Below are 26,456 nucleotides of genomic sequence, written 5' to 3'. Positions count from 1 at the left end.
CTCAGTGACCGCGTCCCGATGCGGCAACTTGGTTTATTGGCCGCAGAGTTCGCTTCGCAGGGCAGCTGCCAGCCAGGCCTCGTAAGCGGCGGGCTGCCAGTGGCGCTCACGCACCAAAAGTCTGAAGACTTCCCGACTCGTCAGTGTCCACATGATATCGGCTGCGCGATCGACGTCCAAATCGCGACGCAAAGATCCCTGAGTCTGCAGTTCACGCACTAGCGGGAGTTGCGTGTCGCGCCTGCGCGCTTCGTGATCCCCCACCAACGCGGCGAGTTCTGGTGAAACCGCCGCCGCGCCACGGACGAGGTCCAAAAGATTGGCTTCGGCTTCGTATATTTGCCGGGCGATCCGGGCCGATACGTCGAGCCGTTTTCGTGGGTCCGCGACGCTCTTAGCCTCGGAAATAAGTCCCTGATAGGATTGGCCAAAGCGCGCTCTGTCGAGGAGAGCTAGGAAGATGCCACGCTTCGATTTGAAGCCGGCGTAGATCGTCGGGGCGGCGACCCCGGCATCTGTCGCAATTGCCTCGATTGTGGTGCGATCAAATCCCCTCTCTCGGAAGAGCCGTTCCGCAGAAGCAAGGATCCGCGCCTGGGTATCCGCGGCCTGCATTGCACGAGACGGAGAGCGATAAGACCGGGATTTTTCCTTTGACATCGCACACCCATATTGGATATAGTTTGCTATATTGATTATAGCTCCATGCTACAGGAGCGATGGGAAAGATGGAACTAGGAGAACCAATATGAGTGCGGACAGTGAAGATACCTCCGAGAACAAGCAGGTCGTTCGCAAATTGTACGACTGCATTCAACGGAACGATGCGGCCGGCTTCGCTCAAATAGTGGCAGAGTCGCACACGGATCATTCGAACGGCCGCAACGGCCCCGCGGGCTTCGCGGCAGCCGCGGAGAATATCCATAGAGCCTATTCAGATTTTCATATCGAATTGCGTACGCTCGTCGCCAGCGACGATCTGGTTGTAGCCCAGTGGCACGAGACGGGCGTACATACGGGTCAGTTCTTCAACCTGAAGCCCACAAACAAGCCCTTTGAGTCGACGGGCCTCAATATGTATCGCGTATCGGGCGGGAAAATCCTCGATTCCTGGATCTCAGTTGACCCGCGCACCATCCGAGCACAGCAAGCGGCGCAAGCCGCCCTGGAGAATGGCTAAAAGCGGCCGCCGCGTGTAGCCGCGCCGACCCGTGGACGGAGCGATAGGCGAGGGCTCATCGCAGACATAGTGATGAATGCCCGGTCGCCGTCAAAGCACGTGCGGCAAGCCGCTCGAGCGCCGCTCGGCCGCGACCGAGAGCCCCAGTCCAATCGCGGTTCAGGCAGATGCCGTGAAGGTCGCGGAACTCCCGCTAATATTAGGAAGACAGCACCAGTCTTGAGAAGGATGGATTTTCGACAGCCCGCGATCGACCTCGTGCTTGACCTGAGATATCTCCGCTGCGCTCTGTCGGCGGCGGAACAAGGTAGCATTCGTCGCGCCGCTCAAACGCTCGATCTGTCGCAATCCACGGTAACGCGACGCATCCAATTGCTTGAGCGGAGGCTGGGATTTCAACTTTTCGACCGCGATCGACGCGGAGTTAAACCAACCGTCGCCGGCGCCGGTTTCCTGAAGGACGCGATCGCCGGTGCCGTGCGGCTCGATAGAGCTGTCCGCCTCGCAGCTGCCGCGCACCGCGGCGAGCAAGGAGATCTTCGAGTTGGCATTTTGATGTCGTCGATAAGCGATCCCCTCCATCGCGCTTTCAGGAGCTTTAGAGACCAGCATTCGTCTGTGCGTATCCTTCTCAAAGAGGCAGCTTCAATCGAGCTTCTTCACGCTCTCTCGATGGGCGAGCTCGACGTTGCCTTCCTCACCGGAAACGTCAACCTAAAGGGCTATAACGAGAAGCTCTTGTGGAATGAGACAGTTTTCGTCGCGCTGTCCACCAGCCATAAGCTGGCTGCCAAAGCCGACGTCTCGTGGAGCGAACTCAAGGAGGAAACGTTCTTGCTCACTCGAGCAGGCCTGCAGCTTGAAGACTATTTAACAAAAAAGCTCGGGCGGCACGGCGGTCAACTAAGAGCTGACGTCCACGACGTCTCTCGCACGAGCTTGTTTGATCTTATAGCGATGGGTTACGGGATAACTCTCGTCACAGGCCCCTGCGCTCCAGCCGATCTCTCGGGCACTGTTTTCCGGCCTCTGGCTGGAGAGAACAAGGTCATGCCAACTCGCGCGGTGTGGATGCAGGCCCATCCGGCAGCTAGACGGTTGGTCGACCTCACAGAGATCATCGCCAGAGATGTACGACGTAGGCAAAACGGTTCATACCTGAGAGAGCAGCATTCTCGGCCGCCTGATCTCCAGCGCCGCCCCTCGGATGAATACTACTCAGACGTACCGCAAGTTGGCGTTGAGAGCGTTGTCTGGCCGGCTGTTGAAGCAAATAGCGGCGGAACGACCCCGCCTATGAATAATGTTTCATGATTTTCTCGAATAGAAGAGTGTGTTCTGGCAGACCGCGAAGCCCTGCCGCGTGAGGGTGATATCGAACTCTCGCCGTGACGGGGGTTCGGTAAGAGATTTCTCATCATCGCTCGGAGCAATCAGCCAGGCACTTCATGGCCACCGCCGAACTGAACGTCAGCAAAGCGGGTCGAGGCAATACCGGCACGATCTGAAATGACTTGGATGCCATCAATTATCTTGAATCGTTCGTTGAGATCGCGCTGCTGATATCGACACGCGCCAAACATTGTTGTTGCTGTTGTCCCACCGCTCTATCGCAGAGAGGTCCCGCAGAGCGGCAGCCCTGCCGCGCTCCTTCCGGCCGGCCACGGTCCTTGCGCTCGTGAAATAAAGCCATTGCCCGTCTGGGCTCACGGAAGCCTCTCCATCGTCCCAAGGGCCCTCGCCTTCGTAGTGTAGTTGCTCAGCTGCCGACCAGCCGTCGCTTTGGCGGCGAACGATGTAAAGATGCTCGTGTCCGTCGGGCCGATCGCCCCGATGATTGCTACTGAAAATCACGAAGGACTGGTCGCGGGCGATGTAGGGATCGACATCGCCGTCGTTCTCCCCGCTAAACTCAAGCGCCTCTGCGGCCGCATATCCCGCCCCACCACGTCGCGATCGAAACAATCTCCATTTCGTTCCGGATGCACCGATATCGGCCATGAAATAGAGATCGCCGTTCGCAGCCACGCTTGGTTTGAAGATGCGATCCCTGAAATTAACCTCCGGAGGAAGTTCGTGCGGCGCGGTCCAACCTGTGGGCGTCCGATCGACCCGGTACAGGTGACTTACGTCTTTCGGGCAACCGACACACTCGCTCTCACGCGGGCGGGTCGAAACAAATATGAGATACTTGCCGTCAGGGGAGAAAGCAGGCTGCTGATCTGAAAAATGGCCGGAAAACTCGGCCAACTTCGGCCTGCCCCATCCTGAGCCTTTCTTCCTTGCGACTAGAATAGCTGCCCAGCGACCGTTGGTCCGCTCAAAGTAGAGAGTGCTGCCATCAGGCGAGAAGGTAGGTGCTCCGTCGTTCGCGCCTCCCGAAATGATACCGGGCATAAAGATTTCCGCTTGGGGCGGCGAGACGTTCGGCATGGCGACCGCTGCAGATCCGCAGGCGAGTGTCGACGTGAGAAGCATAAGCTTGCGAGCGAAGGCGCATATCCAGTGCGGTATCCGCGCCGCCCTCAGGGAGTCGGCTTCGCCGGCGGCAACACTGGAACGGCCAGGCACATCAAGTCTCGTCAGCAAACTGGATCTTCCCCTGAGTGAGCTTGGTGCTTTGGCCATCGTAGGCTTGTCCCTGCGGGTTCCAAGCCAAGACGATCGGCAACGCGCTAACGTGACATGGGCTCAAAGATTTTTTCGGTGGCAGATGACCAAGCCGGCCTATTCGCCGCCGATACTATCCAAAAACCGCAGCGCCAATACGTGGGCCTTTTCATCGAACCAGTCGCTGTGCATTTACCTCCATGCGACAGCGTGAGCCACGATAACTCTGAGGTCTCGTCGGGGATCCAGCGAACCGAACGGCCGAGGTCTCGCGAGTCGCTAAGCATCCAAATTTCGAAACGGCCATGTTGGCTCGGCCAAGGAGGCGGAATGACAAACAGCAAATTTCTAACGCCAGACGAAGTCGCTGAGCGCTACCGTGGAGGTATTTCGGTTGGCACGCTTAGGAACTGGCGTGCGATGCGGGTCGGCCCCTCGTTTGTGAAAATCGGCAAGGCAGTTCTGTATCCTGTGGAAGAACTTGATGCGTGGGATGAAAAGAATAGAGTGCACTGCCGTGCATCACACCGATTCAACGATCAGTCAGGTGACCGAGCGGGATGATCACGCCGACGCATCCTAAACATACCCCAATTCCCGGCACCGGCGACCGCGACCATCACATAATGACAAGCTATTTCAGCTACTTACCGTGATGGCCGGGCTGGTCCACAACCACCCGTCAGGGGACCCGACGCCGTCGCGCGCCGATATCGAGATGACGAAAGAGATCATCGAGGCGGGCAAACGGCTGGGTATCGCCGTGCACGACCACATCATCATCGGGCGCAAGGGATATGCCAGCATGAAGGGACTGCTGCTGATCTGAGCGGCGGCCGATATGGCGAACAAGTCATCTTCGCCGAGAGCGAAGCCAGGGCGTTCGCGCGCAACGCATCCGACCAGGCTTTCGTCACCGGCTTCCCATGTTCCAGCGCCTTCGACAGGCCGCTCGACCATTATTGCGGCGAGCTAAGACCATGGTCCGGCCGGGATGGGACTTCAGTGCCATGGCCGTCTCATGGCGCTGATTTGCGTGGAATATCAAATAATTACGCCGTCTGCGGTTACCAGCCTCGCGCATTGCGACCGCATTTGTCTAAAGTTTACTCCGTACGGTTAGCGGTTTCTCATATTACGCTGCCCTAGCGGTGGGCGGAGGTGGCGATTCACCGAGGAGACATCATGACAAACCGGAAAACTTTGTTCGCGGCGCTTGCCGCACTGGCGCTTCTGGCGTCGCCGGCGCTCGCCGGGGGCGGCAACGGGCACGGTGGAGGCAACGGGCACGGCGGCGGCAATGGCAACGCCGGCGGCAATGGTAACGGCAATGCCGGCGGCAATGGCAATGCTGGCAGCAATGACCATGGCAAGAGCGGCGCTTCGCATGGAAAGTCTGCGTCAGCCCCAGGACAAGCAGCCAAGGCGGAAACGGACACAACAACCGATACCACGGTCGATACCACGGTCGACAACACCCAGGTCGCGTCCGTGCCCAAGGACAAGAACATCCATGCCAAGCTTGGTCGGCTGAACTCGCTGCAGCGCAACATCAACGCCTATATGAATTCCAAGAGCAAGAAATTCGCTGCCATTCAGGCCTTTGTGACGCAGTCGGCGAAAGCCAAGAACGCCCAGGCCGCGGCTGAGGCGGCTGCCACCACGGCCGCCGCTGCCCAGGCCCAACTGGATACGCTGAATGCGCAATTGACCGCGCTGCAGGCGGATCCGACCGCCACGGCCGCACAAATCCAGGCTGTGAACGATCAGATCTCGGCGCAGCAGGCCGTTGTCGACGCCGACAACGCGGCGGCTGCCCAGGCAGAAGCGGCGGCCGCCGCCGCCACCGTCGGCACCGATCAGGCGTCGCTCGACGCGGCACTGACGGACATGGCCAACAAACCGGTCGACGCCGAGGTCACGGCATGGGCCCAGGGCGTCCTTGCCGGCAAGATCGACCAGATGGCGGCCAAGATCAACGCGGAGACGACGCCTTAGGCGTCCACCAAAAACGACAGTATCCTGATTTGTCGAAGACAATGCCGTCGGGGCTCGCCCGGCGGCATTGCTGTTCTGGCCGCAGGCAAAACGCCCGGGGGGCCATTCAGGCGTGGCAGCTGCTTGCTGGGTTGCTGGAAGGCGCTGCGATGTACGTCCGATGAAGCGCGGCTAATCGAGCGAAATGCCGAAATTTGAAAATCGTTCAATCCTGGAAAGATCAGTCCAATCACACCGACACGATTGGATCAATCTTCCAATCAGCAAGCGCCACATTCAGTTTTTTGGAAAATAGTTTCGTTGAGGCGCCGCGCTTCCGCTGTTACCGTTTGAAACGCTTCAATCGGAACCAGGCAATTGCAACGCAAGCGCCCTACCATAGCGGATGTCGCACGGACCGCCGGTGTCTCCATCGGCACGGTCTCGAACTTCATCAATGGCACTGCCGGCCTCAGGGAAGACACGCGCGACCGCATCGAGAAGGCGGTCGCCGCACTGATGTACCGGCCGAGTTCCTTCGCGCGTTCCCTGCCCGGCCGCGCACTGCGCAGGCCAAAAAACCTCGATCACCTGCCGAGACTTCTGGTCGCCGGACGCGTCAGCGTCGACTTCCTGTGCCGCGTCGACGTGCTGCCGCATAGAGACGACCGGATCACTGCCAGCCATATCGAAAAGGCGCTGGGTGGCCCGGCCGCCAATCTCGCGGTTGCCGCGGCCGGCGTCGGGGCGCCCTACGCTCTTGACGTGGAGTTGGCGACGGCGGTCGGCAGGGATGCGGAAAGCGACTGGGCGCTGGGCGAACTTTCCAAGCTGGGCGTCCACGCCCTCCCCATCCGCAGCACGCCCAACAACCGGCTTTCGCAGGCGATCGTCATCATCGAGCGCAACGGCAGCCGCACCATCATCAGCGAACCGTTCGAACTGGGTGAGGTCGACCTGACCGCCAATCTGGACATCCAGTCCGAGCAGCGCCCGGCCTGCCTGCATATCGAAGGCTTTCACTATGAGACGATGACCGCCTCCATCACGCGCTTTCATCAGGCCGGCTGGAAGGTCAGCCTGCATTCGGCCGGCTTGCCCAAAAGTGCGCGCACGCCCGAAACCTTCGCGCAGATGGTCAGGCAGATCGATCTGACCTTCATCAACGACGTGATGATGCGCGAGATTTTCGGCTTTCGCACCGGAATGGCAAGCATGATCGAAGAGGTGCGGCTGAGGCTGTCACGCATCAAGCCGCGTGGAACCGTCGTGCTCACCCTTGGCGAGTTTGGCGCGGTCGTGTTCCCGGCTGGCGGCGGCCCACAGATCGAGGTGCCGGCACTTCCGGTCAACCGCGTCGATGCCACCGGCGCCGGCGACAGCTTCGCCGGCATCTTCCTGAGCCTGTGGCTGCATGGCGCGTCGCTGGACGCCGCCGCCCGCTATGCAGCGATCGGCGCGAGCCTGACGACCACGGTCGAAGGCGCGCAGGGCTACATCGCCGATTTCGCGACCCTGAAGGCCACCGCCTTGGCGGGCGACACTGTTATGGCAAGTTAAATCAAAGACTTATCAATTTCTGAGCATCAGCCCATCAGGCGAAATCGGGAGAATATGATCATGGCGAGAGCAAAAGTCCTTCTGGTCGGCGAGAGCTGGATGAGTTCGGCAACCCACTACAAGGGTTTCGATCAGTTCGGCAGCGTCACCTTTCATCTGGGCGCAACACCGCTCGTTGCCGCCCTGAAGGACAGCGAGTTCGATCTCGACTATATGCCGGCCCATGAGGCCGTCGAAAAGCTGCCCTTCACCATGGAAGGCCTGTCGCAATACAGGGCGATCATCCTGTCCGACATCGGTGCGAACTCGCTGCTACTCCATCCCGATGTCTGGCTGCACGGCAAGACGGTCCCCAACCGGCTCAAGCTTCTGCGCGACTGGACGCTGGCCGGCGGCGGCCTGATCATGATCGGCGGCTATTTCTCCTTCCAGGGCATCGACGGCAAGGCGCGCTGGCATCGCACGGCTGTCGAGGATGCGCTGCCGGTGACTTGTCTTCCCAATGACGACCGGTTGGAAATCCCAGAGGGCTTTCGGCCCGAGATCACCGGCCCCAGGGATCATCCGCTCTTTGCCGGCATCGACGGCGAGTGGCCCATGCTTCTCGGCGCCAACGAGGTCGTTGCCCGCGAGCGGGACGATGTCGAAGTCCTGGCGCGGCTGCCGCAAGACCAGGGCGGCCACCCGCTGCTGGTCACCGGGCGCCATGGCGAAGGCCGCACCTTGGTCTGGACATCGGACATCGGCCCGCACTGGTTGCCCAACAGCTTTGTCGAGTGGCCCGGCTATGCGCGCCTTTGGACCAATGTGCTGCGCTGGGTGAGCAAGACCATCTAGCCGCTCAGCCCGATCAGAAACAGCTGGGAAACCGCCATGACTGCACCGTTTCTTGTGGCCAGAAACATCGCCAAGCGCTTCGGCGCGCTGACCGCGCTGGCGAATGTCGACCTGGAAATCCATTCCGGCGAGGTGCTGGCGCTGCTCGGCGACAATGGCGCGGGCAAATCGACCTTCATCAAGATCCTGGCAGGCGCTCATGCGCCGAGCGACGGCGAACTCGTCATCGAAGGCAAACCAGTCGCCTTTTCCTCTCCCAAGGATGCGGCGTCCTCGGGGATCGCGACGATCTTCCAGGAATTGGCGCTTTCCGAGAACCTTTCGATCGCGGAGAACGTGTTTCTCGGCCGGGAATTGAAACGCTCCATTTTTGGTGTCCCGTTCCTGAAGCGCCAGGAAATGCGCCAGCGCGTCGACGGCCTGCTGAAAGAACTCGATGCCCATATCTCCGACCCGGAAGCGCCTGTCGGCAGCCTGTCGGGCGGTCAGCGCCAGGCGGTCGCCATTTGCCGGGCGCTCAATCTGAATGCCAAGCTGGTCATCATGGACGAGCCGACGGCGGCCCTTGCCGTCGCCGAGACCCGCAAGGTGCTGGCGCTGACACGGCGGCTCGCCGTGCGCGGCTGCGCCGTCGTCCTCATCAGCCACAACATTTCCGAAGTCTTCGAGGTTGCCGACCGCATCGTCGTGTTCCGGCGCGGCCGCAAGGTGGCCGAACGGCTGGCCACCGAGACCAATCACGAGGAAGTCGTTTCGCTCATAACAGGCGCTCATCCCGACGTGCGGGCGCTCGAAAAAACAAACTGAAACGCACGTCATTTCCAGAGAGGATCAAACCAAAATGATTTCACAACTCAAGAAAGTGCTCGCCGCCTCCGCATTGTCACTCGTCGTTGCCACCGCAGGGCATGCCGCGGACAAGCACAAGGTTGCCTTTGTGCCGCAACTGATCGGCATCCCCTATTTCAACGCCATGGAAGCCGGCGGCAATCGCGCCGCCAAGGATCTCGGCGTCGACTTCATCTATTCCGGCCCGGTCGACACCAATCCGGTCGACCAGTTGCAGATCGTCCAGAACCTGATCGACCAGGGCGTCGAGGCGGTCTCGGTCAGCGTGCTTGATGCCTCCAGCATCGCCCCGGTGGTCGAGAGCGCCAAGGCCAAGGGCATCAAACTGTTCACCAGCGACAGCGATGCGCCCGACAGCGGCCGCGCGGTCTATGTGGCCCAGGCAACCGACGAGGGCCTTGGCACGACGATCATCGACGAGCTCGTCAAGCGCGTCGGCGAGGACGCAACGATCGGCATCGTCTCCGGCGAGGCGACGGCGTCAAACCTCAACGCCTGGATCGGCTTCATGCAGAAGCAAGCCACGGCCAAATATCCGAAGCTGAAGCTGCTCGCCCCGCAATTCGCCGGCGGCACCGCGGAGCGCGCCGCGCAGATCTCTGGCGATCTCATGGCCGCCAACCCCGACATCAAGGCCATCATCGCCGTCGCATCCTCGACCTGCCCGGGCGTCGCCCAGGCAATCGAGACCGCCGGCAAGATCGGCTCGGTCATCGGCGCCGGCTATTGCAGCCCGAACACGGCGCGCTCCTACCTGAAGAGCGGCGCCTTCGGCTTCACCGTTCTGTGGGATCCCGAGCAGCTCGGCTATCTCACGGTGTGGGCCGGCAAACAGCTGATCGACGGCAAGGCCTTCGAGGCGGAGAACAAGATCGTCGGCCTGGAAAAGCCCGCTACCTATGACTCCGCCAAGGGCATCCTGCTGCTCGGGCCGCCGGCTGTCTTCACCAAGGACAATGTCGACAAGTTCAACTTCTGAGCCTGACATGAGCGCGGTGCGACAGTCTGCAAACGGTGTCTTCTCCATGAACGGACGAGAGTGGTCTCTGCTTGTCGCCTGTTTGCTGGCGATCCTCATCTTTTCCGTCGCATCGCCTCACTATGCCACCCCTGGCAATGCGGCGACGGTACTGCGCAACAGCGTCGAACTGCTGCTGATCGGCCTCGGCATGACCTTGCTGCTGGCAATGGGCGGCATCGATGTGTCGATCGGCATCGTCATGGGGCTGGCGGCCATTGCCATCGGTCGCGTGCTCGGTGCCGATGGCAGCCCGCTGCTGGCGATCATTGCCGGTCCGCTGGTCGGGGCGTTGCTTGGAGGCGTGACGGCAATTGTCGTCGTCCTCGGCCGCGTGCCCGCCATCGTCGGCACGCTTGGCCTGCTCGGCGTCTACCGCACCGCCGTCTTCGTCCTGCTCGGCGGACAATGGCTTTCCGGCCTGCCCTCGAGCCTCACCAACATCCTTGCGACAACCGTACTCGGCGTCCCTGTTCCCGCCCTGGTGATCGCCATTGCCTATCTCATCGTCTGGCTGGCGTTGCGGCGGACGCCCTACGGGCTGCATCTGCTGGCGATCGGCAATTCGGAGGAAAAGGCGCGGCTGTCGGGCATACCGGTAATCAAGACCCGCTTCATGACCTTCCTCATCAGCGGCCTTCTGACCGGCATTGCCGCCACCTTTTATGTCGCCACCTACCGCAATGTGGAAATGACGGTCGGCAGCACGCTGGCGCTCGATGCCATTGCCGCGGTCATTCTCGGCGGGACGAGCATATTGGGCGGCAAATGCAGCCTGATCGGCACCGTGCTCGGCGTGCTGCTTTTGAGAATCCTCCAGAACGGGCTGCTGCTGGTCGGCGTCCCCTCGCTCTGGCAGCCCGTCGTCACCGGCGTTCTCATCATCGGCGTGCTCGGCTTCGAGGCCGTCTCCAACCGGTTGCCGCTTGGCCTGATACAGCGGGCCCGCGCATGAAGACGCTCCGCAACCTGCAGGGCCCAGCCCTCACCTTGGCCTTGCTCTGCGCGCTCTGGCTGATCGTGATCGTCGGTCTGCTGGCGCTCAGGCCTTCGGTCTTCAACCTCGGCACGGTCACCACCATTCTTCAGTTCTCGACGATCCTGGCGCTGGTCGGCCTCGGCCAGGCGCTGGTCATCCTGGCCGGTGGCGCCGGCATCGACCTGTCGGTCGGCGGCGCGGTCTCATTGTCCGCCATCATCGCAATGCTTTGCGTCAAGCTTGGCCTGCCACCTGTCCTGCTGCCGGTCGTCTGCATCCTGGCCGGGGCGGTGCTCGGCGCATTGAACGGATGGCTGGTCAACGGGCTCGCCCTGCTTCCCTTCATCGCGACGCTCGGCACATTCTTCGTCTATTCAGGCGCGGCACTGGCCGTCACCGGCGGTGCCGCCCAGGCCGGCGTGCCGTCATGGCTGCTTGTCTGGGGGCGTGGCGTCGTGATGGGCATTCCCATGCCCTTCCTCACACTTGCCATCCCATGCTTCGTCCTGGCTGGCCTGGTGCTGATCTCGACTGCCTGGGGGCGCTGGATCTACGCCATGGGCTTCAATGAACGCTCGGCCAAGCTGGTCGGCATCCCGGTCGATCGCGTGCGCTTCATTCTCTATTGCCTGAGCGGAGCGCTCGCCGGTGCCGCCGGTCTGGTTTCGCTCGCCTGGCTCGGCAGCGGCAGGCCCAATATCGGCCAGAACCTCGAACTGGAATCTCTGACCGCCGCCATGTTGGGGGGCATCGTCATCACCGGCGGGCGCGGTGGCGTCGGCGGCGTTTTCGCGGCCGTCCTGCTGCTGGTCACGCTGAAGACCGGTCTTCTGCAATTGAACATCAACACGGTTTGGCAGGTGGGGATTGTCGGCGCCCTTCTGGTTTTCGTCCTTCTCGCCGACCGACTTTCCCAACGTTGGAGATCATGATGCCGTCAAAAGAAGAGATCATCGCCGCACGCGTCGAGGCAGCAGCCGACCGCATCGTCGCAACGCTGAGCGATCTCGTCGCCTTCCCCTCGATTGTAAAATCCAATCCCAGGGAGGCCGGGCCGGGTGAGCGCGATTGCCAGCTCTATCTGCAAAAACGCATCGAAGCGCTCGGCTTCATGACCGATCTCTGGGATCCGGACGGTCCGGCGCTCTATGAAAAATACAAAGGCCGCGCCGGCGCCAACAAGGGCCGGACCTTCGACGGCCGGCCCAATCTCGGCGGCGTCCTGAAAGGCACCGGCGGCGGGCGTTCCATCATGCTCACCGGCCACATCGACGTCGTGCCGCCCGGCGCCGCCAGCCACTGGACGACCGACCCGTTCAAGCCCGTCCTCAAGGATGGATTTCTGCACGGCCGCGGCACGGTCGACATGAAAGGCGGCGTCGCCTGCATGCTGATGGCCGTCGAAATCCTGAAGGAGCTCGACATTCCCCTGTCCGGCGACATCGTCTTCACCACCGTCATCGACGAGGAGATCGGCGGCATGGGCTCGCTCGCCATGGTCGATCGCGGCTTTCACGCCGACGCCGGCATCATGACCGAACCGACGGCAAACAGAATAGCGCCGCTCTGCCACGGCATCCTGTGGGGCAGGATCATCATCGACGGCATAGGCGGCCACGCCGAACTCACGCCGAATGCCTGGTATTCCAGCGGCCCGGTCGATGCCGTCCAGCTTTGCCGGCAAATCCTCGACGGCATCGACATTCTCAACCGGCGCTGGATGTTCGATCCGAGGAAGAACCATCCGCTGATGGACCTGCCCAACCAGATCATCGTCACCCAGATAAATGCCGGCGAACACCCCTCCTCCATGGCAGGACGCGGCGAGATCATAATCGACGCGCAGTATCTGCCGAGCGAGCATGACGAGTTCAGGCTGGGCGGCAACGTCAAACGCGAAATCGAAGAACACATCGCCAATATCTGCCAGGCGGACCCCTATCTGCGAAAGCACCCGGCCCGCGTCGAATGGATCCTAGACGCCGACTGCGCCGAGATTCCGTCGGACAATCCGTTCGTCGGCGTCTTCCAGCAGGCGGTCGAGGAAGCCAAGCTGTCACCGGTCCTCAGCGGTTTCGGCGCGCACAGCGACATCGGCCTGCCGACCGGGCTCGGCAACACGCCGACCGTAAATTTCGGTCCGGGCGATCCGGCACAGGCTCATCAGCCGAACGAACGCGTTTCAGTGCGCGATCTCGTCGATTGCACAAAGGCGATTGCGATCGCCGTCGAGAAATGGTGCCGGTAGAGCAATTCCAGGAAAGTATGAAGCGGTTTTCCGTCCGGAATTGCCTCAAAAGCGCGCCCCTCACCCGGCCGACCCACCAGCACGCCAGTGTCATGACCGAAAGCGCGGAGAGCACAAGGCCGAATCCGAGCGCTTCGCCCGGCGTGACGCGGCCCGACGGAACCGGCCGCCTTGACGTGCGCGACATCAGCGCGTCGATGTCGGCGTCATACGATCGCGCCTGGGCGGAATATCTCCCCGGTGGAATTGCAGCACCAACATACCATGGAATCCAGGCCGAGGGTAGAAAACCCAAGCTTTGCGAAGGTTTAGAACCCGGCCGCGCTCAAGGCGGATCGGTTCGGCAGGTCTCGGCGATCTGCTCGACCGCCTCTTCAAGCCCGGCAAGGTCGAAATCCGCCTGGCCGCGGCCTGACAACAATCCAAACCGCCAGGAAAGCGAAAGCCGTCTTGCGGGAACAAGGCGCTTGATGCCGTCGGCGCCGTCGCGCACCAGCATTCGGCCGCGTGACCCGACCGACCAGCTCTCGTCGAACTTGCCGCCGCCGTCGACGCTAACCGATATGGTGATCTTGCGGCTGGCCGAAACCCCGTCATTCAACTGCAGCCATTCGGTCCAGCGCGGTTCGCCATCCGCCCGGCAGGCAATGGTCAGCACCGGGCTGTAGCTCAAGGCGCCGCCGCCGGTGATCAGCTTGTTGGTGGCATGAAGCGAAGCAGTGACAAGACCGGCGTCATCCGTGCCGAAGCGCCAATCGCCGGCAAGCGCGTCGGCTTGGGCAAGATCACAGGCGAAGGCTAGAACGAGCGCCAGGGCGACAGCACGCCCCGTTTCAAAGAATAGGCTCAACGCCCCCTCCAGGAACCATACGGTTTGCAGCAGCAGCGCAGATAATGATCAACGCCCGGTATCGCCAAGTGCCGCGTCCCGAGAAGCGAACCGGCTGTTGCAGTTTCGCAACGAAAAAGGCCGCCTTGAGGGCGGCCTTCGTCGATTCCATCAAGTGCGGGAAACTTATTCGGCGTCCTTGGCGGCCTTCTTCTTCGGCGCGGCCTTCTTCTTCGGCTCTTCCGCCTCGTCGCTAGCCTCGCTCGCCTTGGCTTCGGCCTTCTTGGCCGCCGCCTTCTTCGCGGGCTTCGCCTTGGTCGTGGTCTCCGCTTCCTCGTCATCGGCCATCAGCTCTTCCTTGCTGACCTTGACGTCGGTGACCGAGATCTGGCCGAGCAGGTGATCGACCACCTTTTCCTCGAACATGGGTGCGCGCAGCGCGTTCAGCGCCTCGGGGTTGCTGCGGTAGAACTCGAAGGCTTCCTGCTGCTGGTTGGCCGGGAAGCGGCGAACCTGCTCGAAGAGGCCGCGCTGCAATTCCTCGTCCGACACCGTGACACCGGCCTTCTCGCCGATCTCGGCGAGCACCAGGCCAAGACGCACGCGGCGCTCGGCAAGACGCAGATATTCGGCGCGGGCTTCTTCTTCGGTCGTCTCTTCATCGGCGAAGGTGCGGCCGGCGGCTTCCAGATCGCGATTGACCTGCGCCCAGATGTTGTTGAACTCGGCGTCGATGAGCTTCGACGGCGCCTCGAACGAATAGGCCGCGTCGAGCTGGTCGAGCAGCTGGCGCTTGACCTTCTGGCGCGTCATCGAGCCGAACTGGTTCTCGATCTGGCCGCGTACGATCTCGCGCAGGCGCTCCAGTGATTCCAGGCCAAGGTTCTTGGCGGTCTCGTCGTTGATTTCCAGCTCGCCCGGCTTCGACACTTCCTTGACGGTGACGTCGAAGGTCGCTTCCTTGCCGGCCAGATGCGCTGCCTGGTAGTTTTCCGGGAAGGTCACGGTGACCTGCTTTTCGTCGCCCGCCTTGGCGCCGATGAGTTGGTCCTCGAAACCCGGGATGAACTCCTTGGAGCCCAGCACCAGCGGCTGATCGGTCCCGGCGCCGCCGGCGAAGGCCTCGCCGTCGATCTTGCCGACATAGTCGATGCTGACGCGGTCGCCTTCGGCGGCCTTGCCGGTCTTCGGCTCGTAGCTGCGTGCCGACTCGGCGACACGCTTGACCTGCTCGTCGATCTCGCTGTCCGGCACGTCGAACACCTGGCGCGTCACCTTGATGTCGGAGAAATCCTTGATCTCGATCGCCGGTATGACCTCATAGTTGAGGCGGAATTCGAAGTCGGTGCCGCCGGCCAGGATCTTCTCGGCTTCCTTCTCGTCCTCGGTCATGATGACCTCGGGCTGCATGGCGGCCTTTTCGCCGCGGCCGGTAATGATCGAACGGGTCGAATCATTGAGGATCTCGTTGACCACTTCGGCCATGAACGACTTGCCGTAGACCTTGCGCAGGTGCTGCACCGGCACCTTGCCGGGGCGGAAGCCGTTGATGCGGACCTTGTTGCGCGCGTCAGACAGCCGCGCCATCAGCTTGGCTTCCATGTCACCGGCCGGCACGGTGATCTTGATCTCGCGCTTGAGACCGGAATTGAGCGTTTCGGTGACCTGCATCGTAAAACCTTTGTTTTCACCAATGAGACTGGCACGGCCTCTGCCGTTTACAGCCTGCCGGTATAATCTTGCCGGGAATGGCTTTTGGTACGGAACCTGGCGATTTGACCGAAATTACGGCTCAAACTCTCCCAAACTGCGTTCCAAAATGTGAATAAGTTCTTGTTTTTCCTACTTCTTATCACATTCTGTAGAAGCGGATCGTCGCGTCCCGTCACATTTGACACGCCTTTTGTCACAGGCGAGGCTAATTTTCAACAGTCTTCGCGTTTAGGCGAACAACCAGCATTTCGGCCCTGACCCACCATCTTGTCTCCGACATTGACAGAATGATGGCTACATGAGATTGCCGGACCATGCGGGTATGGCGGAACTGGTAGACGCACCAGATTTAGGTTCTGGCGAGAGATCGTGGGGGTTCGAGTCCCTCTACCCGCACCAATGACCGACATCCAACATCACTAATAGAGCGGCTCCTCGAACAACGTCTTGTCGCCATCGACCAGCGCCTTGATCTGCGCGGTACCGTCGCTGGCGAGTGCAAGGCGTATCCCGAACGGGCGCACCCGCATGTCGTTCTGGATCGCGATGCCCTCGCCCTCCGGCAGGTAGAAGCGCTCGATGCCGTACTCCGGCGCGATCGTCATGCCTTCGCCGCGCAGATCCCAGCCTTCGGCGACATGGCCCAGAATATCGGCTTCGTCGGCCGCTGCGGGCGTCGGCGCCTTGCCGAACCAGGCGGTGGTCGGCGTCCAGTAGCCGTCGGCACCCTTCTTCAGGCGGACCACGATCGAGGTGTCGTCGCTGGAGAACTTTCCGGCGGGAATATTGGCGATCATTTTCACCGGAATGCGCGAGATGTCGTAGCCGAGGACAATGTAGTCGCCGCGCAGCAGGTCGCGCGGATCGACGGGCTCGATCTTCAACAGAACGTCCTTGCCGTTGCGTAGGATCGCCGCCCGGCCGGCGATGATCCAGCTCAGGAATCCTATCTGGACGAGCGCCAGCACCAGCGCCGAGATGACAAGTCTCTTTCCGGTCATCATGCCGTGGCTCCCCCGATGGCTGGACCGTTCATGCGTTTTTCGACGCGGATGATGACGACTGCCAGGATACCGAGCAGCACCGCGGCGGCCAGGAAGAAGCCGGCCGTGTCGAGCATCGACTGCAAGGTCACGACATAGATCATAGCGAGTTCGAAGGCGAAGCCGAGATAGGCAAGCCAGCGCAGGCCTCGGCTTTCCCGCCCCGCCAGCACGATAGCGGCAACGATGCCGGCGAGCGCGACGACCGAGGCGATGGCGAAGCCGCTGTTATAGGTGCTCTCGTCCGCCAGTTCGAACTGGATGATTGCCAGGCCGGTGAGGAAGCCGAGCAGAGCATGCAAGGGTAAGCGGCCGCCAAGCTGCACGATCCGGTCGACCGGTTCCGGTGCGAAGACGGCAGCCGCGAAAAGCACGGCGGAGACAATGACAAGGGGGATCGCCACCGGAAGCGTCGCGTGATTCCCGGCCAACAGCACGAGATAGAAGAGCAGCGACAGGATGATCAGGTGCCGCGCCGGCTGACTGCGGGTCCAGAACGAGACGGCAAAGAGCACGACCGCCATGACGACGAAGGCATGCGGAAAGTTGGTGCGGCTGTAGTAATCGAACCCTTTCAGGAACAGCCAGGCGTCGGCGATACCGACCGCCGCGACGGTCAGCGGGTTCGACCGCAGCGCCACCGCCGCCAGCGCCGTGCCGGCGCCCCAGGTGACCAGCGCGGAAGCCTCGTCGCCGGACAAATGATACATCTGGCCGATCAGCGCGATCGAACCGCCGAAAGCAGCGGCAGCCACGATCCACAGCGCTTCGCCGATCGCCGCATGGTCGCGCGTCTTCAGCACCGCGCCGCCGACATAGCCGCCAAGAATGATGGCAAAGAGCGCGGCCACTCGAGCGAGCCGAGGGATCGCATCCCAGTTGGCGGCGACGAAGATCAGGATGGCCGCGCCAAACAGCAGCGCCGCCATCATCGCCAGGATAGAACCGAAGCTCAGCGACTTGCGCTCGTTGGCCTCGACGTCACGGGTAAGAGAATCGGCCGTCGCGGCGTCGATCAGGCCTGTCTGCAGCCACCGCGCGATGTCGGACCTGACCCGTGTCGAGTACCCTGCCATGCCCTGCCTCCCCCGCTAGGTCGTTTTTTTAGCCGAACCAGCCAAACCGTTGACGTTACGGCACTTTCTGATTCTGGCTTCTTTGTGTCAGGTCCGTGAAGGCGCGTTAATGTTGCATTGCACAATTTGCATTGCTGCCATGCAGCCATAGCGCTTTTAAATCGATATGGGCCCGCCTATTTATGGTTCGTACACAAACGGAATGATCCGCAAGAAAGACGAAACGAGAACTACCATGAACCTGATCCGCAACTACCGCAACTGGCGCCGCTACAGGGACACCGTGTCCGAGCTGAGCCGCCTGAGCAACCGCGAACTGACCGACCTCGGCATCAGCCGCAGCGACATTCCTTACGTCGCTCGCAAGGCGGTCTAATTCTTCGGGCCGCGAATGGTCCGAACAAGTTTCTAAAAAAGAGAACCACAATGAACCTGATCCGCAACTATCGTAACTGGCGCGTTTATCGCGAGACGGTTACCGAGCTGGGTCGCCTTTCGAACCGCCAGCTGCATGATCTCGGTATCGTCCGCGACGAAATCAAGATCATCGCCCGCAAGGCGATCTAACGGAATTTCGCTGGAATCGACCTCCTCCCCGAGCCCAGCGAAGACGGTCGGCCCTTACCCTCCTCCCAAGGGTTGACCACCAAAACGGCGCCCGCCGCACCTCCTCCCGCGGCGGGCGTTGTTTCCCAGGCGGCAAAAACGAATTTTGCCCCAGAGGTTTCGCCCCTCTTCAAATGGCGAAAGAGATTTCGTCAGAGCCGACCTCCTCCCCGGCGATGACGAATAGGCCCAACCTTCACCTCCTCCCGAGGGTTGGCCAACCAAACGGCGCCCGCCGCACCTCCTCCCGCGGCGGGCGCTGTTTCCCAGGTGGCAAAGTTGCCCCAGAGGTTTCGCCCCTCTTCAAAAGGCGAAAGAGATTTCGTCAAAGCCGACCTCCTCCCCGGCAATGACGAATACGGTCGACCTTCACCTCCTCCCGAGGGTCGACCTCCAAAACGACACCCGCCGGACCTCCTCCCCCGGCGGGTGTTGTTGTTTTCAAGGGCAGGCGCTCCCGACCAGGCGATTCCCGCTCACCGCAGAGCGACAATTGCAATCGCGGCGGCAAGCGACTATTCCGGCGCTCATGAGCAAAAATCCTATCCACATCATCGGCGGTGGTCTCGCCGGTTCCGAAGCCGCATGGCAGGTGGCGCAGGCCGGCGTTCCCGTTGTTCTACATGAGATGCGGCCGGTTCGGGGCACGGACGCCCACAAGACCGATGGCCTGGCCGAGCTGGTCTGTTCCAATTCCTTCCGCTCCGACGATGCCGAAAACAACGCGGTCGGGCTGCTGCACGCCGAAATGCGGCTGGCCGGCTCCTTGATCATGAGTGCCGGCGACGCCAACCAGGTGCCGGCCGGCGGCGCGCTTGCCGTCGACCGCGACGGTTTCTCCGAGGCCGTGACGAAGAAGCTCGAAGCACACCCGCTGATCGCCATCCAGCGCGAGGAAGTGCCAGGCCTGCCGCCAGCGGACTGGGACCAGGCGATCATCGCCACGGGGCCGCTGACCGCGCCTGGACTTGCCCAGTCGATCGCCGAGGCGACCGGCGCCGACGCGCTCGCCTTCTTCGACGCCATCGCGCCGATCATCCATTTCGACACGATCGACATGGACATTTGCTGGTTCCAGTCGCGCTACGACAAGGTCGGGCCTGGCGGTACCGGCAAGGACTACATCAATTGCCCGATGGACAAGGAGCAGTACCTTGCCTTCGTGCAGGCATTGATCGACGGCCAGAAGACGGAATTCAAGCAATGGGAAGGCACGCCCTATTTCGACGGCTGCCTGCCGATCGAGATCATGGCCGAGCGCGGCGTCGAGACGCTGCGCTACGGGCCGATGAAGCCGATGGGCCTGACCAACGCGCACAATCCGACGGTGAAGGCCTATGCGGTCGTCCAGCTCCGGCAGGACAATGCGCTGGGCACGCTCTACAACATGGTCGGTTTCCAGACCAAGTTGAAGCACGCTGAGCAGGTCCGTATCTTCCGCACCATTCCGGGCCTGGAAAACGCCGACTTCGCTCGCCTCGGCGGCCTGCACCGCAATACCTACATCAACTCGCCGACGCTGCTCGACGCCTCGCTGCAGCTGAAGTCGCGCCCTGGCCTGCGTTTCGCCGGCCAGATCACCGGTTGCGAAGGCTATGTCGAAAGCGCCGCCATCGGCCTGCTCGCCGGCCGCTTCGCCGCCGCCGAACGGCTCGGCTATGCGCCGTCGCTGCCGCCGCTCACCACGGCCTTCGGCGCGCTGCTCAACCACATCACAGGCGGCCATATTGTTTCCGACGATGAGCCAGGCAAGCGCTCGTTCCAGCCGATGAACGTTAATTTCGGCCTGTTCCCCCCGATGGAAGCGCCGAAGACCGAAGGCAAGCGACTGCGCGGCAAGGACAAGACAGTCGCCAAAAGGCACGCCATCACGTCACGCGCGCTGGGCGATTGCCGGCAATGGCTGGGGCTGCCGGCGCAGGCAGCGCAGGCGGCGGAATAAGCAATCTCGGGATTGAACCTCAGGCAGGAAAGTAGGATACTATCCTGCCTGAGGGAGCCGCTCTATGGAATCTGCCGAAAAACTGTCCGTCACCGTCACGCCCGCCATGGCGCGCATGATCCGCGAGAAAGTCGAGGACGGCTCCTTCGGCTCGGCGAGCGAGGTCATCCGTGCGGCGCTCCGCGCCTTCCAGCGCGAAGAGGACGAGCATGCCGAGCGCATGGCCTCGATCAGGGCTCGGGTGAAGGCGTCGATCGAAGATACAAGGCCGAATCTTTCTGGGGAGGAGGTTCGCGACCGCCTTGGACGATTGTTCGCACAGTATTCGAGCCGCGCCGATGATCCGGCGGCTTGAGGTCGAATATCGCGAAAGCGCCAGTAACGATCTTGCAGACATTTTCAGATACCTCGTCGAGGCGCGGAAGCCCTGACGCCGCGAGAAATTTCGTTCTGCGCATCGAAGGCCGTTGCCAGAACATCGGCAATGCACCTCGCGGCGGCCGCTCGCGCGACGACATTGTGCCGGGGCTGCGAACCGTCCCGTTCGAACACTCGGCCGTTATCGCCTACGTGATCGAGGGCGATGTTGTCCGCATCGTCAATATCTTCTACGGCGGCCGCGACTACGAGACGCTGATGCGCGGTGGCGGTTCGAACGACGCCTCCTAGCAGCCAAGCAGTTACTCCGCCGGCTCGGCACTCGCCATAGGCAGTCCCGGCTTCCCCGCCTCGGCGGGATTTCGCCTGACATAAGCAGCCTTCAGGCTTTCAGAAGTTTCGCGCGAGCCGTCATGGCTCCAGCCTGGCGGCTTGATCAAGTAATTCAGGCGCTCGCGCAGCGTCAGGCCCGGCAAAAACGCATCCCTGAACATGCCGATCCATTCGTGGAAGGCCACTTTCAGCGGGTTGAAGGTGCCGAGATTCTTGACGATGCCGTAGCGCGGCCGGTCCTCCTCCAATTCCTCGACGAAGGTACCGAACATCCGGTCCCAGATGATCAGCGTTCCGGCATAGTTGGCGTCGAGATAGCGCGGGTTGGTGGCATGGTGGACGCGGTGGTGGGACGGCGTGTTGAAGATCAATTCGAACCAGCCCCACATCTTGCCGATGGTCTCGGTGTGGATCCAGAACTGCCAGACCAGGTTGAAGCCGAAGGTGAAGGCGATCACCGCCGGATGGAAGCCGAGCAGCACCAGCGGCGCCTGCAGCACGAACATGAAGGTGAACAGCCCGGTCCAGCTTTGCCGGAGCGCCGTCGACAGATTGTAGTGCTGGCTCGAATGATGGTTGACATGCTCGGCCCACACCCAGCGCACCCGGTGCGCAATGCGGTGATAGACATAGTAGCGCAGATCATCGAGCAGGAAGGCGGCCAGGAACACCCAGGCCGACAGGCCGAGATTGAAGACGCGGAACTGCCATAGCCACAGCAGCGCCCAGTAGGAGACGACACCAAGCAGCAGCCCGGCGACGACATTGCCGGTACCCATCATCAGGCTGGTCAGCGTATCGCGCGTCTCGAACGAGCCCTTGGCGCGGCCGCTGCGCACCAGCCAGAGCTCGATCAGGATCGCGGCGACGAAGAACGGAATGGCGAGTTGGGTGACCTGCGGGAAATCATAGCTCTCCATCACGCGGCCTCCCCAGCGGAATTTGAATGATGCGATCCGAAAGCCATCAGCAAGGCCCGGGCATCGGCGGCACTCGCGAAGCGGAAGCGGCCGCCCTTCCAGGTGAAATCCGTCAGCCGGACCAGAATCGTATGCGCCTCGTCGGCGCCGCAGACCTTTGTGTCTGCAGGCGTGACGATGCGGGTCAAAAACCGATCGCCGATGCCGTGAACAATGCCGATACGCCCTCGCCCAAGATCGATAAATGCCGTCTTGGCATCCGCCGTCAGGCGGACCGTCACAGCCGTCTCGTCAGGATAATCTTCGGCGAAACGGCGCAACGCCTGATTCGCGCCGGCCAGTGTGGCCGTCTTGCTGCCGCCGGTGAAATGCACCGCGGCAACCGACAGCGCAATGCCGAAGGCGACGATCGCGACCAGCACGGGCAAGCTCATGGATTTCCTCCGGGCCCGGGCCGTCGTCTTCGGCGACAGTTTTCGGGCTCAGCCGGATCCTTAACATGATTGACGTTTACGTCAAAGCGCCGGCCAGCCCTTGCTTGCGCGCCGCAACAGGAGCCAATGCCGGCGCAAGGCAGAGAGCCGCGCGACGCTGACGAGCGGTGAATGGCCCGACCCTTCCATCTTGTCGAGATAGGCGCGCGACAGCGCCAGCGGCAGGAATGCCGGGCGCAACGACGCCGGCAACTCCGCGGCGCCCCGCTCGAAGGCTGAAAGGTGTTCGCGTGCCAGAGCGATCATCGCCGCCACGGCGCGCTGCGCTCCAGGGCCGCCATCGCCGGCAACAAACTCTTCCGGCGACGATCCCGCCGCCGCCAGGATGTCGGCCGGGACAAAGCATTGCCCGCGCTTGCGGTGCAGCGGTAACAGCAGAAGCAGGCCGGTCATCGCCTGCGCACAGCCCGCCCTGCCCGCCAATTCCGCAATCCGCGGCGCGTCGACGGGATCGAGCACCATCGCCGCAAGCTGGATGAGCGCGGCTGCCGTCTCGCCGCAATAGCCTTCCAGATCCGTGCGCGACGGCATCGGATCGTCGTAGAGATCGAAGATGCGCGCTTCGAGCATGTTCTCGAAGGCCAATTTCGGCAGGCGATGGACGGAAATTGTCGCCTTCAGCGCGTCGGCGGTGGGATGACCGATGCCTGCGCCATCATTGTCGGCGGCGATGAGATCGCGCCACCATTGCAGCCGTACCTCACCCGGCAACGCTTCATGGATGCGGTCGCGAATGCCCGCGACCTCGGCATTGAAAGCGTAAAGCGACAACAGCGCATCGCGCTTGTCGGCCGGCGCGTAGAGCGCCGTGAGATACCGGTCATGGTCGGCGGCGCGCACCGCGTCCATGACGATTTTGGCATTCTGGGACATGTCAATCGACGGCGATGAGCGCGGCAGCCACGGCGCGGTCTTCCGCCAGAAGGACATTGTAGGTTCGCACCGCCGCTCCGGTCGACATCGGATCGGACGCTATGCCCGCCTCTTTCAGCGCCGCCCGCAACGCTGCCGGCAACGGCCGGAGATCCCTGCCCATGCCGACCAGCAGGATCTCGACCTTGTCGGCCTCGGCCAGAAGTTTGTCGAAATCCGCCACCGTCAGCGCCGCAGCGTCCGCCGGCTCCCAGCCATGGATGCCGGATGGTAGGCACAGCAACGAGCCGCGATGCGACATGTCGGCAAAGCGAAACCCGCCATTGCCATAGGCCTCGATCGGAGCGCGGCCTGGGAAATGCGCCTCGCGGATGACGATCCCTTTGCCGGTCACCACTCAGTCACCCCTTCGGGGCCGCGCGTCAGGTCGCGACCGCCTTGCCGCCGCCGACCGGCTTCTCCTCGTCGGCCGTGGCCTGCGGCCGCAGCTTGAACAGGATCAGCAGCGGTGCGGCGATGAAGATCGACGAATAGGTGCCGAACACGACACCGAACAGCATCGCCATGGTGAAGGAGCGGATGACCTCGCCGCCGAACAGCACCAGTGCCAGCAAGGCCAGGATCGTCGTCACCGAGGTCAGCGTCGTTCGCGACAGCGTCTCGTTGATGGCGTTGTTCAACAGCTGCGGCAGCGGCATTCGCTTGTATTTTCGCAGATCCTCGCGGACGCGGTCATAGACCACGATCGTGTCGTTCAGCGAATAGCCGATAATGGTCAGGATCGCCGCCAGCGACGACTGGTTGAATTCAAGGCCGGTGATGACGAAGAAGCCGAGCGTCATGACCACGTCGTGCACGGTCGCAACGATGGCGCCGACCGCGAACTGCCATTCGAAACGGAACCAGACATAGACCAGGATGCCGACCAGCGCGACCAGCATGGCGATGGTGCCTTGCTTGGCAAGTTCGCCGGAAACCGTCGGTCCCACAACCTCGACGCGGCGGAAATCATACTGGTCCTGCAGCTCGCCACGCACCTTGTCGATGACCGTCTGCTCGGCATTCTCGCCGCCATCCTGCGTGCCGACGCGGATCAGCACGTCGTTCGGCGCGCCGAACTGCTGCACCTGCACCTCGCCGATGTTGAGTTCCATCAGCCTGGCACGGATATCGCCGAGATTGGCGTCGCCGCTCTTGGACTTCACCTCGATCATCGAGCCGCCCTTGAAGTCGATGCCGTAATTGATATCGACCGTCATGAACAGCACCACGGACAACACCGACAGGAAGCTCGACAGCGCGAACGTCCAGCGACGGATGCCCATGAAGGGGATCTTGGTGCCTGGCGGAATGAAGGTCACCGGCGCCTTCGGCAGCTCCTTCGGGCGAGCGCGGCGCAGCCAGATCGATACCAGCAGGCGCGTGAAGGTGAAAGCGGTGAAGACCGTGGTCAGGATGCCGATGGCGTAAGTGATGGCAAAGCCCTTCACCGGACCGGTGCCGAGATAAAACAGCACCACGGTGGCGATCAGCGACGTGACGTTGGAATCGACGATGGTCGCCAGCGCCTTCGAGAAGCCGGTGTCGATCGCCTGGATCACTGAGCGGCCAGCTCGTCGCTCCTCACGGATACGTTCGTAGATCAGCACGTTGGAATCGACGGCCATGCCTATGGTCAGCACGATACCGGCAATACCGGGCAGGGTCAGCGTCGCCCCAAGCAGCGACAACAGTCCGACGATCATCGCCACGTGCACCGCCAGCGCGATGTTGGCGAGGAAGCCGAGGAAGCCGTAGGCGACGAACATGAAGGCAACGACGAGGATCGAACCGATGATGCCGGCGACCTTGCCGGCATGGATCGAATCCTGGCCAAGGCCCGGACCGACAGTGCGTTCCTCGATCACCGTCAGCGTCGCCGGCAGCGCACCGGCTCGCAAAAGCACGGCGAGATCGTTGGCGCTCTGGGCGGTGAAATTGCCTGAAATCTGGCCGGTGCCGCCGAGGATCGGCTCACGGATCTGCGGCGCCGAAATCACCTGGTTGTCGAGGATGATGGCGAACAGCTTGCCGACATTCTGCGACGTCGCCTGGCCGAAGCGCGCGGCCCCCTTGGAATCGAAGCGGAATGAAACCACCGGCTCGTTGTTCTGCGAATTGTACGTCGCTTGCGCATCGACGAGGTTTTCGCCCGAAACGATGACACGGTTTTCAATCAGATACGGAACCGGCGGATCGTCCTGGGAATAGAGCACCGAGGAGCCGGCGGGCGGGCGACCCTTGAGCGCGTCCTGCACCGGCATCGACTGGTCGACCATCTGGAAGGTCAGCTTCGCGGTCTGACCGAGGATTTCCTTCAGCCGCTGCGGATCCTGCAGGCCAGGCACCTGGACAAGGATGCGGTCGTCGCCTTGCCGCTGCACGATAGGCTCGGTGGTGCCGAGTTCGTTCACGCGGCGCTCAACCACTTCGATCGATTGCGCCAAGGCGGTCGACGTGCGGTACTTGATTCCGGCGTCGGTGACGGTGAACTTGAGCAGGCCCGGCTCGGAATCGTCCAGCGACATTTCCTGGATCGACCCGCCGGTGAACAGGCCGGCCGCGACCGGATCGGTCAAGGTCTTCAACGCCTTCTTGGCGGCATCGAGTTGCGCCGGATCCGTGATGCGAACCTGCAAGGTACGCCCCGTGCCGCCAAGGCCGGTATAGCCGATCTTTGCGTCACGCAGCAGCGTGCGGATTTCGTCACGCGTCGTCTCCAGCCGATCCTTGATCAGATCGTTCTGGTTCATCTCGAGCAGGATGTGTGAACCGCCCTGCAAATCGAGGCCGAGCGTCATCTGCCGCTTCGGCACCCAGCTCGGCAGCTGGGCCAGCGTGCTGGCGGAGAACAGATTGGGCGCGGCGAGGATCACTGTGATGGCCACGGCCACCCAGATCAGGATCATCTTGAAGCGCGAAAAATACAGCATATGGCGTCGTCCGTCAGAG

General features: G+C 62.1%; 27 protein-coding genes, 1 tRNA gene and 2 pseudogenes. 18 read left to right on the top strand and 12 right to left on the bottom strand.

What is annotated here, in order from left to right:
- Nucleotides 1–33: 33 nt before the first annotated feature.
- Nucleotides 34–660: a TetR/AcrR family transcriptional regulator gene (locus tag EB815_RS20485; protein WP_065005586.1), complete on the bottom strand. Its 627-nt coding sequence runs from the start codon at nucleotides 658–660 to the stop codon at nucleotides 34–36.
- An 88-nt stretch (nucleotides 661–748) separates the two neighbouring features.
- On the opposite strand from EB815_RS20485, the gene EB815_RS20480 reads away from it, so the two are divergent.
- Nucleotides 749–1,180, top strand: coding sequence for an ester cyclase (locus EB815_RS20480; protein WP_065005585.1), 432 nt, complete (start codon nucleotides 749–751; stop codon nucleotides 1,178–1,180).
- 72 nt (nucleotides 1,181–1,252) lie between these two features.
- Complete coding sequence (locus EB815_RS34270; protein WP_081295113.1) at nucleotides 1,253–2,494, top strand: LysR family transcriptional regulator; 1,242 nt, start codon at nucleotides 1,253–1,255, stop codon at nucleotides 2,492–2,494.
- Nucleotides 2,495–2,704: 210 nt separating this feature from the next.
- On the opposite strand, the gene EB815_RS20470 is transcribed toward EB815_RS34270, so the two are convergent.
- Nucleotides 2,705–3,769 (bottom strand): PD40 domain-containing protein, encoded by a 1,065-nt coding sequence (locus EB815_RS20470; RefSeq protein WP_171883305.1) that lies wholly within the window; start codon nucleotides 3,767–3,769, stop codon nucleotides 2,705–2,707.
- 351 nt (nucleotides 3,770–4,120) lie between these two features.
- Here EB815_RS20470 and EB815_RS20465 point away from each other — a divergent pair, with 351 nt between their 5' ends.
- From EB815_RS20465 to EB815_RS20415, 10 genes and pseudogenes are all read left to right on the top strand, one after another.
- A complete protein-coding gene (locus EB815_RS20465; protein ID WP_081295133.1) occupies nucleotides 4,121–4,354 on the top strand; it encodes a helix-turn-helix transcriptional regulator in 234 nt (77 codons plus the stop codon).
- Between the two features lie 100 nt (nucleotides 4,355–4,454).
- Nucleotides 4,455–4,619: pseudogene (locus tag EB815_RS20460) on the top strand (JAB domain-containing protein); the annotation flags it as partial.
- A gap of 356 nt (nucleotides 4,620–4,975) precedes the next feature.
- Nucleotides 4,976–5,788, top strand: coding sequence for a hypothetical protein (locus tag EB815_RS33445; protein ID WP_056572323.1), 813 nt, complete (start codon nucleotides 4,976–4,978; stop codon nucleotides 5,786–5,788).
- A gap of 357 nt (nucleotides 5,789–6,145) precedes the next feature.
- Nucleotides 6,146–7,327 (top strand): carbohydrate kinase family protein, encoded by a 1,182-nt coding sequence (locus EB815_RS20445; protein WP_056572325.1) that lies wholly within the window; start codon nucleotides 6,146–6,148, stop codon nucleotides 7,325–7,327.
- A 60-nt stretch (nucleotides 7,328–7,387) separates the two neighbouring features.
- Entirely contained in the window at nucleotides 7,388–8,164 is a 777-nt protein-coding gene (locus tag EB815_RS20440) for a glutamine amidotransferase (RefSeq protein WP_056573410.1), read from the top strand.
- 36 nt (nucleotides 8,165–8,200) lie between these two features.
- The gene (locus EB815_RS20435) at nucleotides 8,201–8,971 is read left to right on the top strand and encodes an ATP-binding cassette domain-containing protein (RefSeq protein ID WP_056572327.1); all 771 of its coding nucleotides are present in this window, start codon (nucleotides 8,201–8,203) and stop codon (nucleotides 8,969–8,971) included.
- A 34-nt stretch (nucleotides 8,972–9,005) separates the two neighbouring features.
- Nucleotides 9,006–9,992 (top strand): autoinducer 2 ABC transporter substrate-binding protein, encoded by a 987-nt coding sequence (locus EB815_RS20430; RefSeq protein WP_065005582.1) that lies wholly within the window; start codon nucleotides 9,006–9,008, stop codon nucleotides 9,990–9,992.
- A gap of 7 nt (nucleotides 9,993–9,999) precedes the next feature.
- On the top strand, nucleotides 10,000–10,986 hold the full coding sequence (locus tag EB815_RS20425) for an ABC transporter permease (RefSeq protein ID WP_081295110.1): 987 nt from the start codon (nucleotides 10,000–10,002) through the stop codon (nucleotides 10,984–10,986).
- Complete coding sequence (locus tag EB815_RS20420) at nucleotides 10,983–11,942, top strand: ABC transporter permease (protein WP_056572334.1); 960 nt, start codon at nucleotides 10,983–10,985, stop codon at nucleotides 11,940–11,942. Before EB815_RS20425 ends, EB815_RS20420 begins: the two co-directional genes overlap by 4 nt.
- Nucleotides 11,942–13,258: a M20 family metallopeptidase gene (locus EB815_RS20415; protein ID WP_056573413.1), complete on the top strand. Its 1,317-nt coding sequence runs from the start codon at nucleotides 11,942–11,944 to the stop codon at nucleotides 13,256–13,258. Before EB815_RS20420 ends, EB815_RS20415 begins: the two co-directional genes overlap by 1 nt.
- An 85-nt stretch (nucleotides 13,259–13,343) precedes the next feature.
- Here the strand turns inward: EB815_RS20415 and EB815_RS20410 are convergent.
- The 3 genes and pseudogenes from EB815_RS20410 to tig form a co-directional block, all read right to left on the bottom strand.
- A pseudogene (locus EB815_RS20410) lies at nucleotides 13,344–13,475 on the bottom strand (UbiA family prenyltransferase); the annotation flags it as partial.
- 108 nt (nucleotides 13,476–13,583) lie between these two features.
- Entirely contained in the window at nucleotides 13,584–14,108 is a 525-nt protein-coding gene (locus tag EB815_RS20405) for a hypothetical protein (RefSeq protein WP_056572336.1), read from the bottom strand.
- Between the two features lie 165 nt (nucleotides 14,109–14,273).
- Nucleotides 14,274–15,758 (bottom strand): trigger factor, encoded by a 1,485-nt coding sequence (tig, locus tag EB815_RS20400; protein WP_056572338.1) that lies wholly within the window; start codon nucleotides 15,756–15,758, stop codon nucleotides 14,274–14,276.
- A 358-nt stretch (nucleotides 15,759–16,116) separates the two neighbouring features.
- Here tig and EB815_RS20395 point away from each other — a divergent pair.
- Nucleotides 16,117–16,199: transfer RNA gene (locus EB815_RS20395), tRNA-Leu, on the top strand.
- Nucleotides 16,200–16,219: 20 nt separating this feature from the next.
- Here the strand turns inward: EB815_RS20395 and EB815_RS20390 are convergent.
- Nucleotides 16,220–16,804 carry a GDYXXLXY domain-containing protein gene (locus tag EB815_RS20390; RefSeq protein WP_056572339.1) on the bottom strand — a complete coding sequence of 195 codons (585 nt, stop codon included), beginning with the start codon at nucleotides 16,802–16,804 and terminating at the stop codon, nucleotides 16,220–16,222.
- Nucleotides 16,801–17,919 (bottom strand): DUF2157 domain-containing protein, encoded by a 1,119-nt coding sequence (locus EB815_RS20385; RefSeq protein ID WP_056572342.1) that lies wholly within the window; start codon nucleotides 17,917–17,919, stop codon nucleotides 16,801–16,803. The genes EB815_RS20390 and EB815_RS20385 overlap by 4 nt, the downstream gene beginning before the upstream one ends.
- Before the next feature lie 235 nt (nucleotides 17,920–18,154).
- Here EB815_RS20385 and EB815_RS20380 point away from each other — a divergent pair, with 235 nt between their 5' ends.
- The 5 genes from EB815_RS20380 (at nucleotide 18,155) to EB815_RS20360 (ending at nucleotide 21,136) form a co-directional block, all read left to right on the top strand.
- Nucleotides 18,155–18,295 carry a DUF1127 domain-containing protein gene (locus EB815_RS20380; protein WP_013531315.1) on the top strand — a complete coding sequence of 47 codons (141 nt, stop codon included), beginning with the start codon at nucleotides 18,155–18,157 and terminating at the stop codon, nucleotides 18,293–18,295.
- A 50-nt stretch (nucleotides 18,296–18,345) separates the two neighbouring features.
- Nucleotides 18,346–18,486, top strand: coding sequence for a DUF1127 domain-containing protein (locus EB815_RS20375; RefSeq protein WP_065005581.1), 141 nt, complete (start codon nucleotides 18,346–18,348; stop codon nucleotides 18,484–18,486).
- Nucleotides 18,487–19,054: 568 nt separating this feature from the next.
- Nucleotides 19,055–20,467: a methylenetetrahydrofolate--tRNA-(uracil(54)-C(5))-methyltransferase (FADH(2)-oxidizing) TrmFO gene (trmFO, locus tag EB815_RS20370; protein WP_056572343.1), complete on the top strand. Its 1,413-nt coding sequence runs from the start codon at nucleotides 19,055–19,057 to the stop codon at nucleotides 20,465–20,467.
- A gap of 64 nt (nucleotides 20,468–20,531) precedes the next feature.
- The gene (locus EB815_RS20365) at nucleotides 20,532–20,822 is read left to right on the top strand and encodes a type II toxin-antitoxin system ParD family antitoxin (RefSeq protein ID WP_056572344.1); all 291 of its coding nucleotides are present in this window, start codon (nucleotides 20,532–20,534) and stop codon (nucleotides 20,820–20,822) included.
- A 32-nt stretch (nucleotides 20,823–20,854) separates the two neighbouring features.
- The gene (locus EB815_RS20360) at nucleotides 20,855–21,136 is read left to right on the top strand and encodes a type II toxin-antitoxin system RelE/ParE family toxin (protein WP_320412013.1); all 282 of its coding nucleotides are present in this window, start codon (nucleotides 20,855–20,857) and stop codon (nucleotides 21,134–21,136) included.
- A gap of 11 nt (nucleotides 21,137–21,147) precedes the next feature.
- Here EB815_RS20360 and EB815_RS20355 read toward each other — a convergent pair whose 3' ends face one another.
- The 5 genes from EB815_RS20355 to secDF all read right to left on the bottom strand — a co-directional run bounded on the left by EB815_RS20355 (nucleotide 21,148) and on the right by secDF (nucleotide 26,437).
- Nucleotides 21,148–22,098 carry a sterol desaturase family protein gene (locus EB815_RS20355; RefSeq protein ID WP_171883303.1) on the bottom strand — a complete coding sequence of 317 codons (951 nt, stop codon included), beginning with the start codon at nucleotides 22,096–22,098 and terminating at the stop codon, nucleotides 21,148–21,150.
- Nucleotides 22,098–22,532 (bottom strand): hypothetical protein, encoded by a 435-nt coding sequence (locus EB815_RS20350; protein ID WP_056572346.1) that lies wholly within the window; start codon nucleotides 22,530–22,532, stop codon nucleotides 22,098–22,100. The genes EB815_RS20355 and EB815_RS20350 overlap by 1 nt, the downstream gene beginning before the upstream one ends.
- Nucleotides 22,533–22,613: 81 nt before the next feature.
- On the bottom strand, nucleotides 22,614–23,465 hold the full coding sequence (locus tag EB815_RS20345) for a phytoene/squalene synthase family protein (RefSeq protein ID WP_056572348.1): 852 nt from the start codon (nucleotides 23,463–23,465) through the stop codon (nucleotides 22,614–22,616).
- A 1-nt stretch (nucleotide 23,466) separates the two neighbouring features.
- Nucleotides 23,467–23,859: an Mth938-like domain-containing protein gene (locus EB815_RS20340; RefSeq protein ID WP_081295109.1), complete on the bottom strand. Its 393-nt coding sequence runs from the start codon at nucleotides 23,857–23,859 to the stop codon at nucleotides 23,467–23,469.
- 28 nt (nucleotides 23,860–23,887) lie between these two features.
- Nucleotides 23,888–26,437, bottom strand: coding sequence for a protein translocase subunit SecDF (gene secDF, locus EB815_RS20335; RefSeq protein ID WP_056572352.1), 2,550 nt, complete (start codon nucleotides 26,435–26,437; stop codon nucleotides 23,888–23,890).
- Between the last annotated feature and the right edge of the window lie 19 nt (nucleotides 26,438–26,456).

This window comes from Mesorhizobium loti (assembly GCF_013170705.1).
GTDB lineage: Bacteria > Pseudomonadota > Alphaproteobacteria > Rhizobiales > Rhizobiaceae > Mesorhizobium > Mesorhizobium loti_D.
Note: the sequence above shows the minus strand (reverse complement) of the source record. Positions and strands in the feature narration are given on the sequence as shown.

Coding starts and splice junctions, on each gene's coding strand:
- secDF (WP_056572352.1), bottom strand. CDS start 26,437: ATGCTGTATTTTTCGCGCTTCAAGATGATCCTGATCTGGGTGGCCGTG.
- EB815_RS20385 (WP_056572342.1), bottom strand. CDS start 17,919: ATGGCAGGGTACTCGACACGGGTCAGGTCCGACATCGCGCGGTGGCTG.
- EB815_RS20345 (WP_056572348.1), bottom strand. CDS start 23,465: ATGTCCCAGAATGCCAAAATCGTCATGGACGCGGTGCGCGCCGCCGAC.
- EB815_RS20480 (WP_065005585.1), top strand. CDS start 749: ATGAGTGCGGACAGTGAAGATACCTCCGAGAACAAGCAGGTCGTTCGC.
- EB815_RS20485 (WP_065005586.1), bottom strand. CDS start 660: ATGTCAAAGGAAAAATCCCGGTCTTATCGCTCTCCGTCTCGTGCAATG.
- EB815_RS20355 (WP_171883303.1), bottom strand. CDS start 22,098: ATGGAGAGCTATGATTTCCCGCAGGTCACCCAACTCGCCATTCCGTTC.
- EB815_RS34270 (WP_081295113.1), top strand. CDS start 1,253: ATGAATGCCCGGTCGCCGTCAAAGCACGTGCGGCAAGCCGCTCGAGCG.
- EB815_RS20415 (WP_056573413.1), top strand. CDS start 11,942: ATGCCGTCAAAAGAAGAGATCATCGCCGCACGCGTCGAGGCAGCAGCC.
- EB815_RS20350 (WP_056572346.1), bottom strand. CDS start 22,532: ATGAGCTTGCCCGTGCTGGTCGCGATCGTCGCCTTCGGCATTGCGCTG.
- EB815_RS20425 (WP_081295110.1), top strand. CDS start 10,000: ATGAGCGCGGTGCGACAGTCTGCAAACGGTGTCTTCTCCATGAACGGA.
- EB815_RS20365 (WP_056572344.1), top strand. CDS start 20,532: ATGGAATCTGCCGAAAAACTGTCCGTCACCGTCACGCCCGCCATGGCG.
- EB815_RS20390 (WP_056572339.1), bottom strand. CDS start 16,804: ATGATGACCGGAAAGAGACTTGTCATCTCGGCGCTGGTGCTGGCGCTC.
- trmFO (WP_056572343.1), top strand. CDS start 19,055: ATGAGCAAAAATCCTATCCACATCATCGGCGGTGGTCTCGCCGGTTCC.
- EB815_RS33445 (WP_056572323.1), top strand. CDS start 4,976: ATGACAAACCGGAAAACTTTGTTCGCGGCGCTTGCCGCACTGGCGCTT.
- EB815_RS20465 (WP_081295133.1), top strand. CDS start 4,121: ATGACAAACAGCAAATTTCTAACGCCAGACGAAGTCGCTGAGCGCTAC.
- EB815_RS20375 (WP_065005581.1), top strand. CDS start 18,346: ATGAACCTGATCCGCAACTATCGTAACTGGCGCGTTTATCGCGAGACG.
- EB815_RS20435 (WP_056572327.1), top strand. CDS start 8,201: ATGACTGCACCGTTTCTTGTGGCCAGAAACATCGCCAAGCGCTTCGGC.
- EB815_RS20420 (WP_056572334.1), top strand. CDS start 10,983: ATGAAGACGCTCCGCAACCTGCAGGGCCCAGCCCTCACCTTGGCCTTG.
- tig (WP_056572338.1), bottom strand. CDS start 15,758: ATGCAGGTCACCGAAACGCTCAATTCCGGTCTCAAGCGCGAGATCAAG.
- EB815_RS20430 (WP_065005582.1), top strand. CDS start 9,006: ATGATTTCACAACTCAAGAAAGTGCTCGCCGCCTCCGCATTGTCACTC.
- EB815_RS20380 (WP_013531315.1), top strand. CDS start 18,155: ATGAACCTGATCCGCAACTACCGCAACTGGCGCCGCTACAGGGACACC.
- EB815_RS20440 (WP_056573410.1), top strand. CDS start 7,388: ATGGCGAGAGCAAAAGTCCTTCTGGTCGGCGAGAGCTGGATGAGTTCG.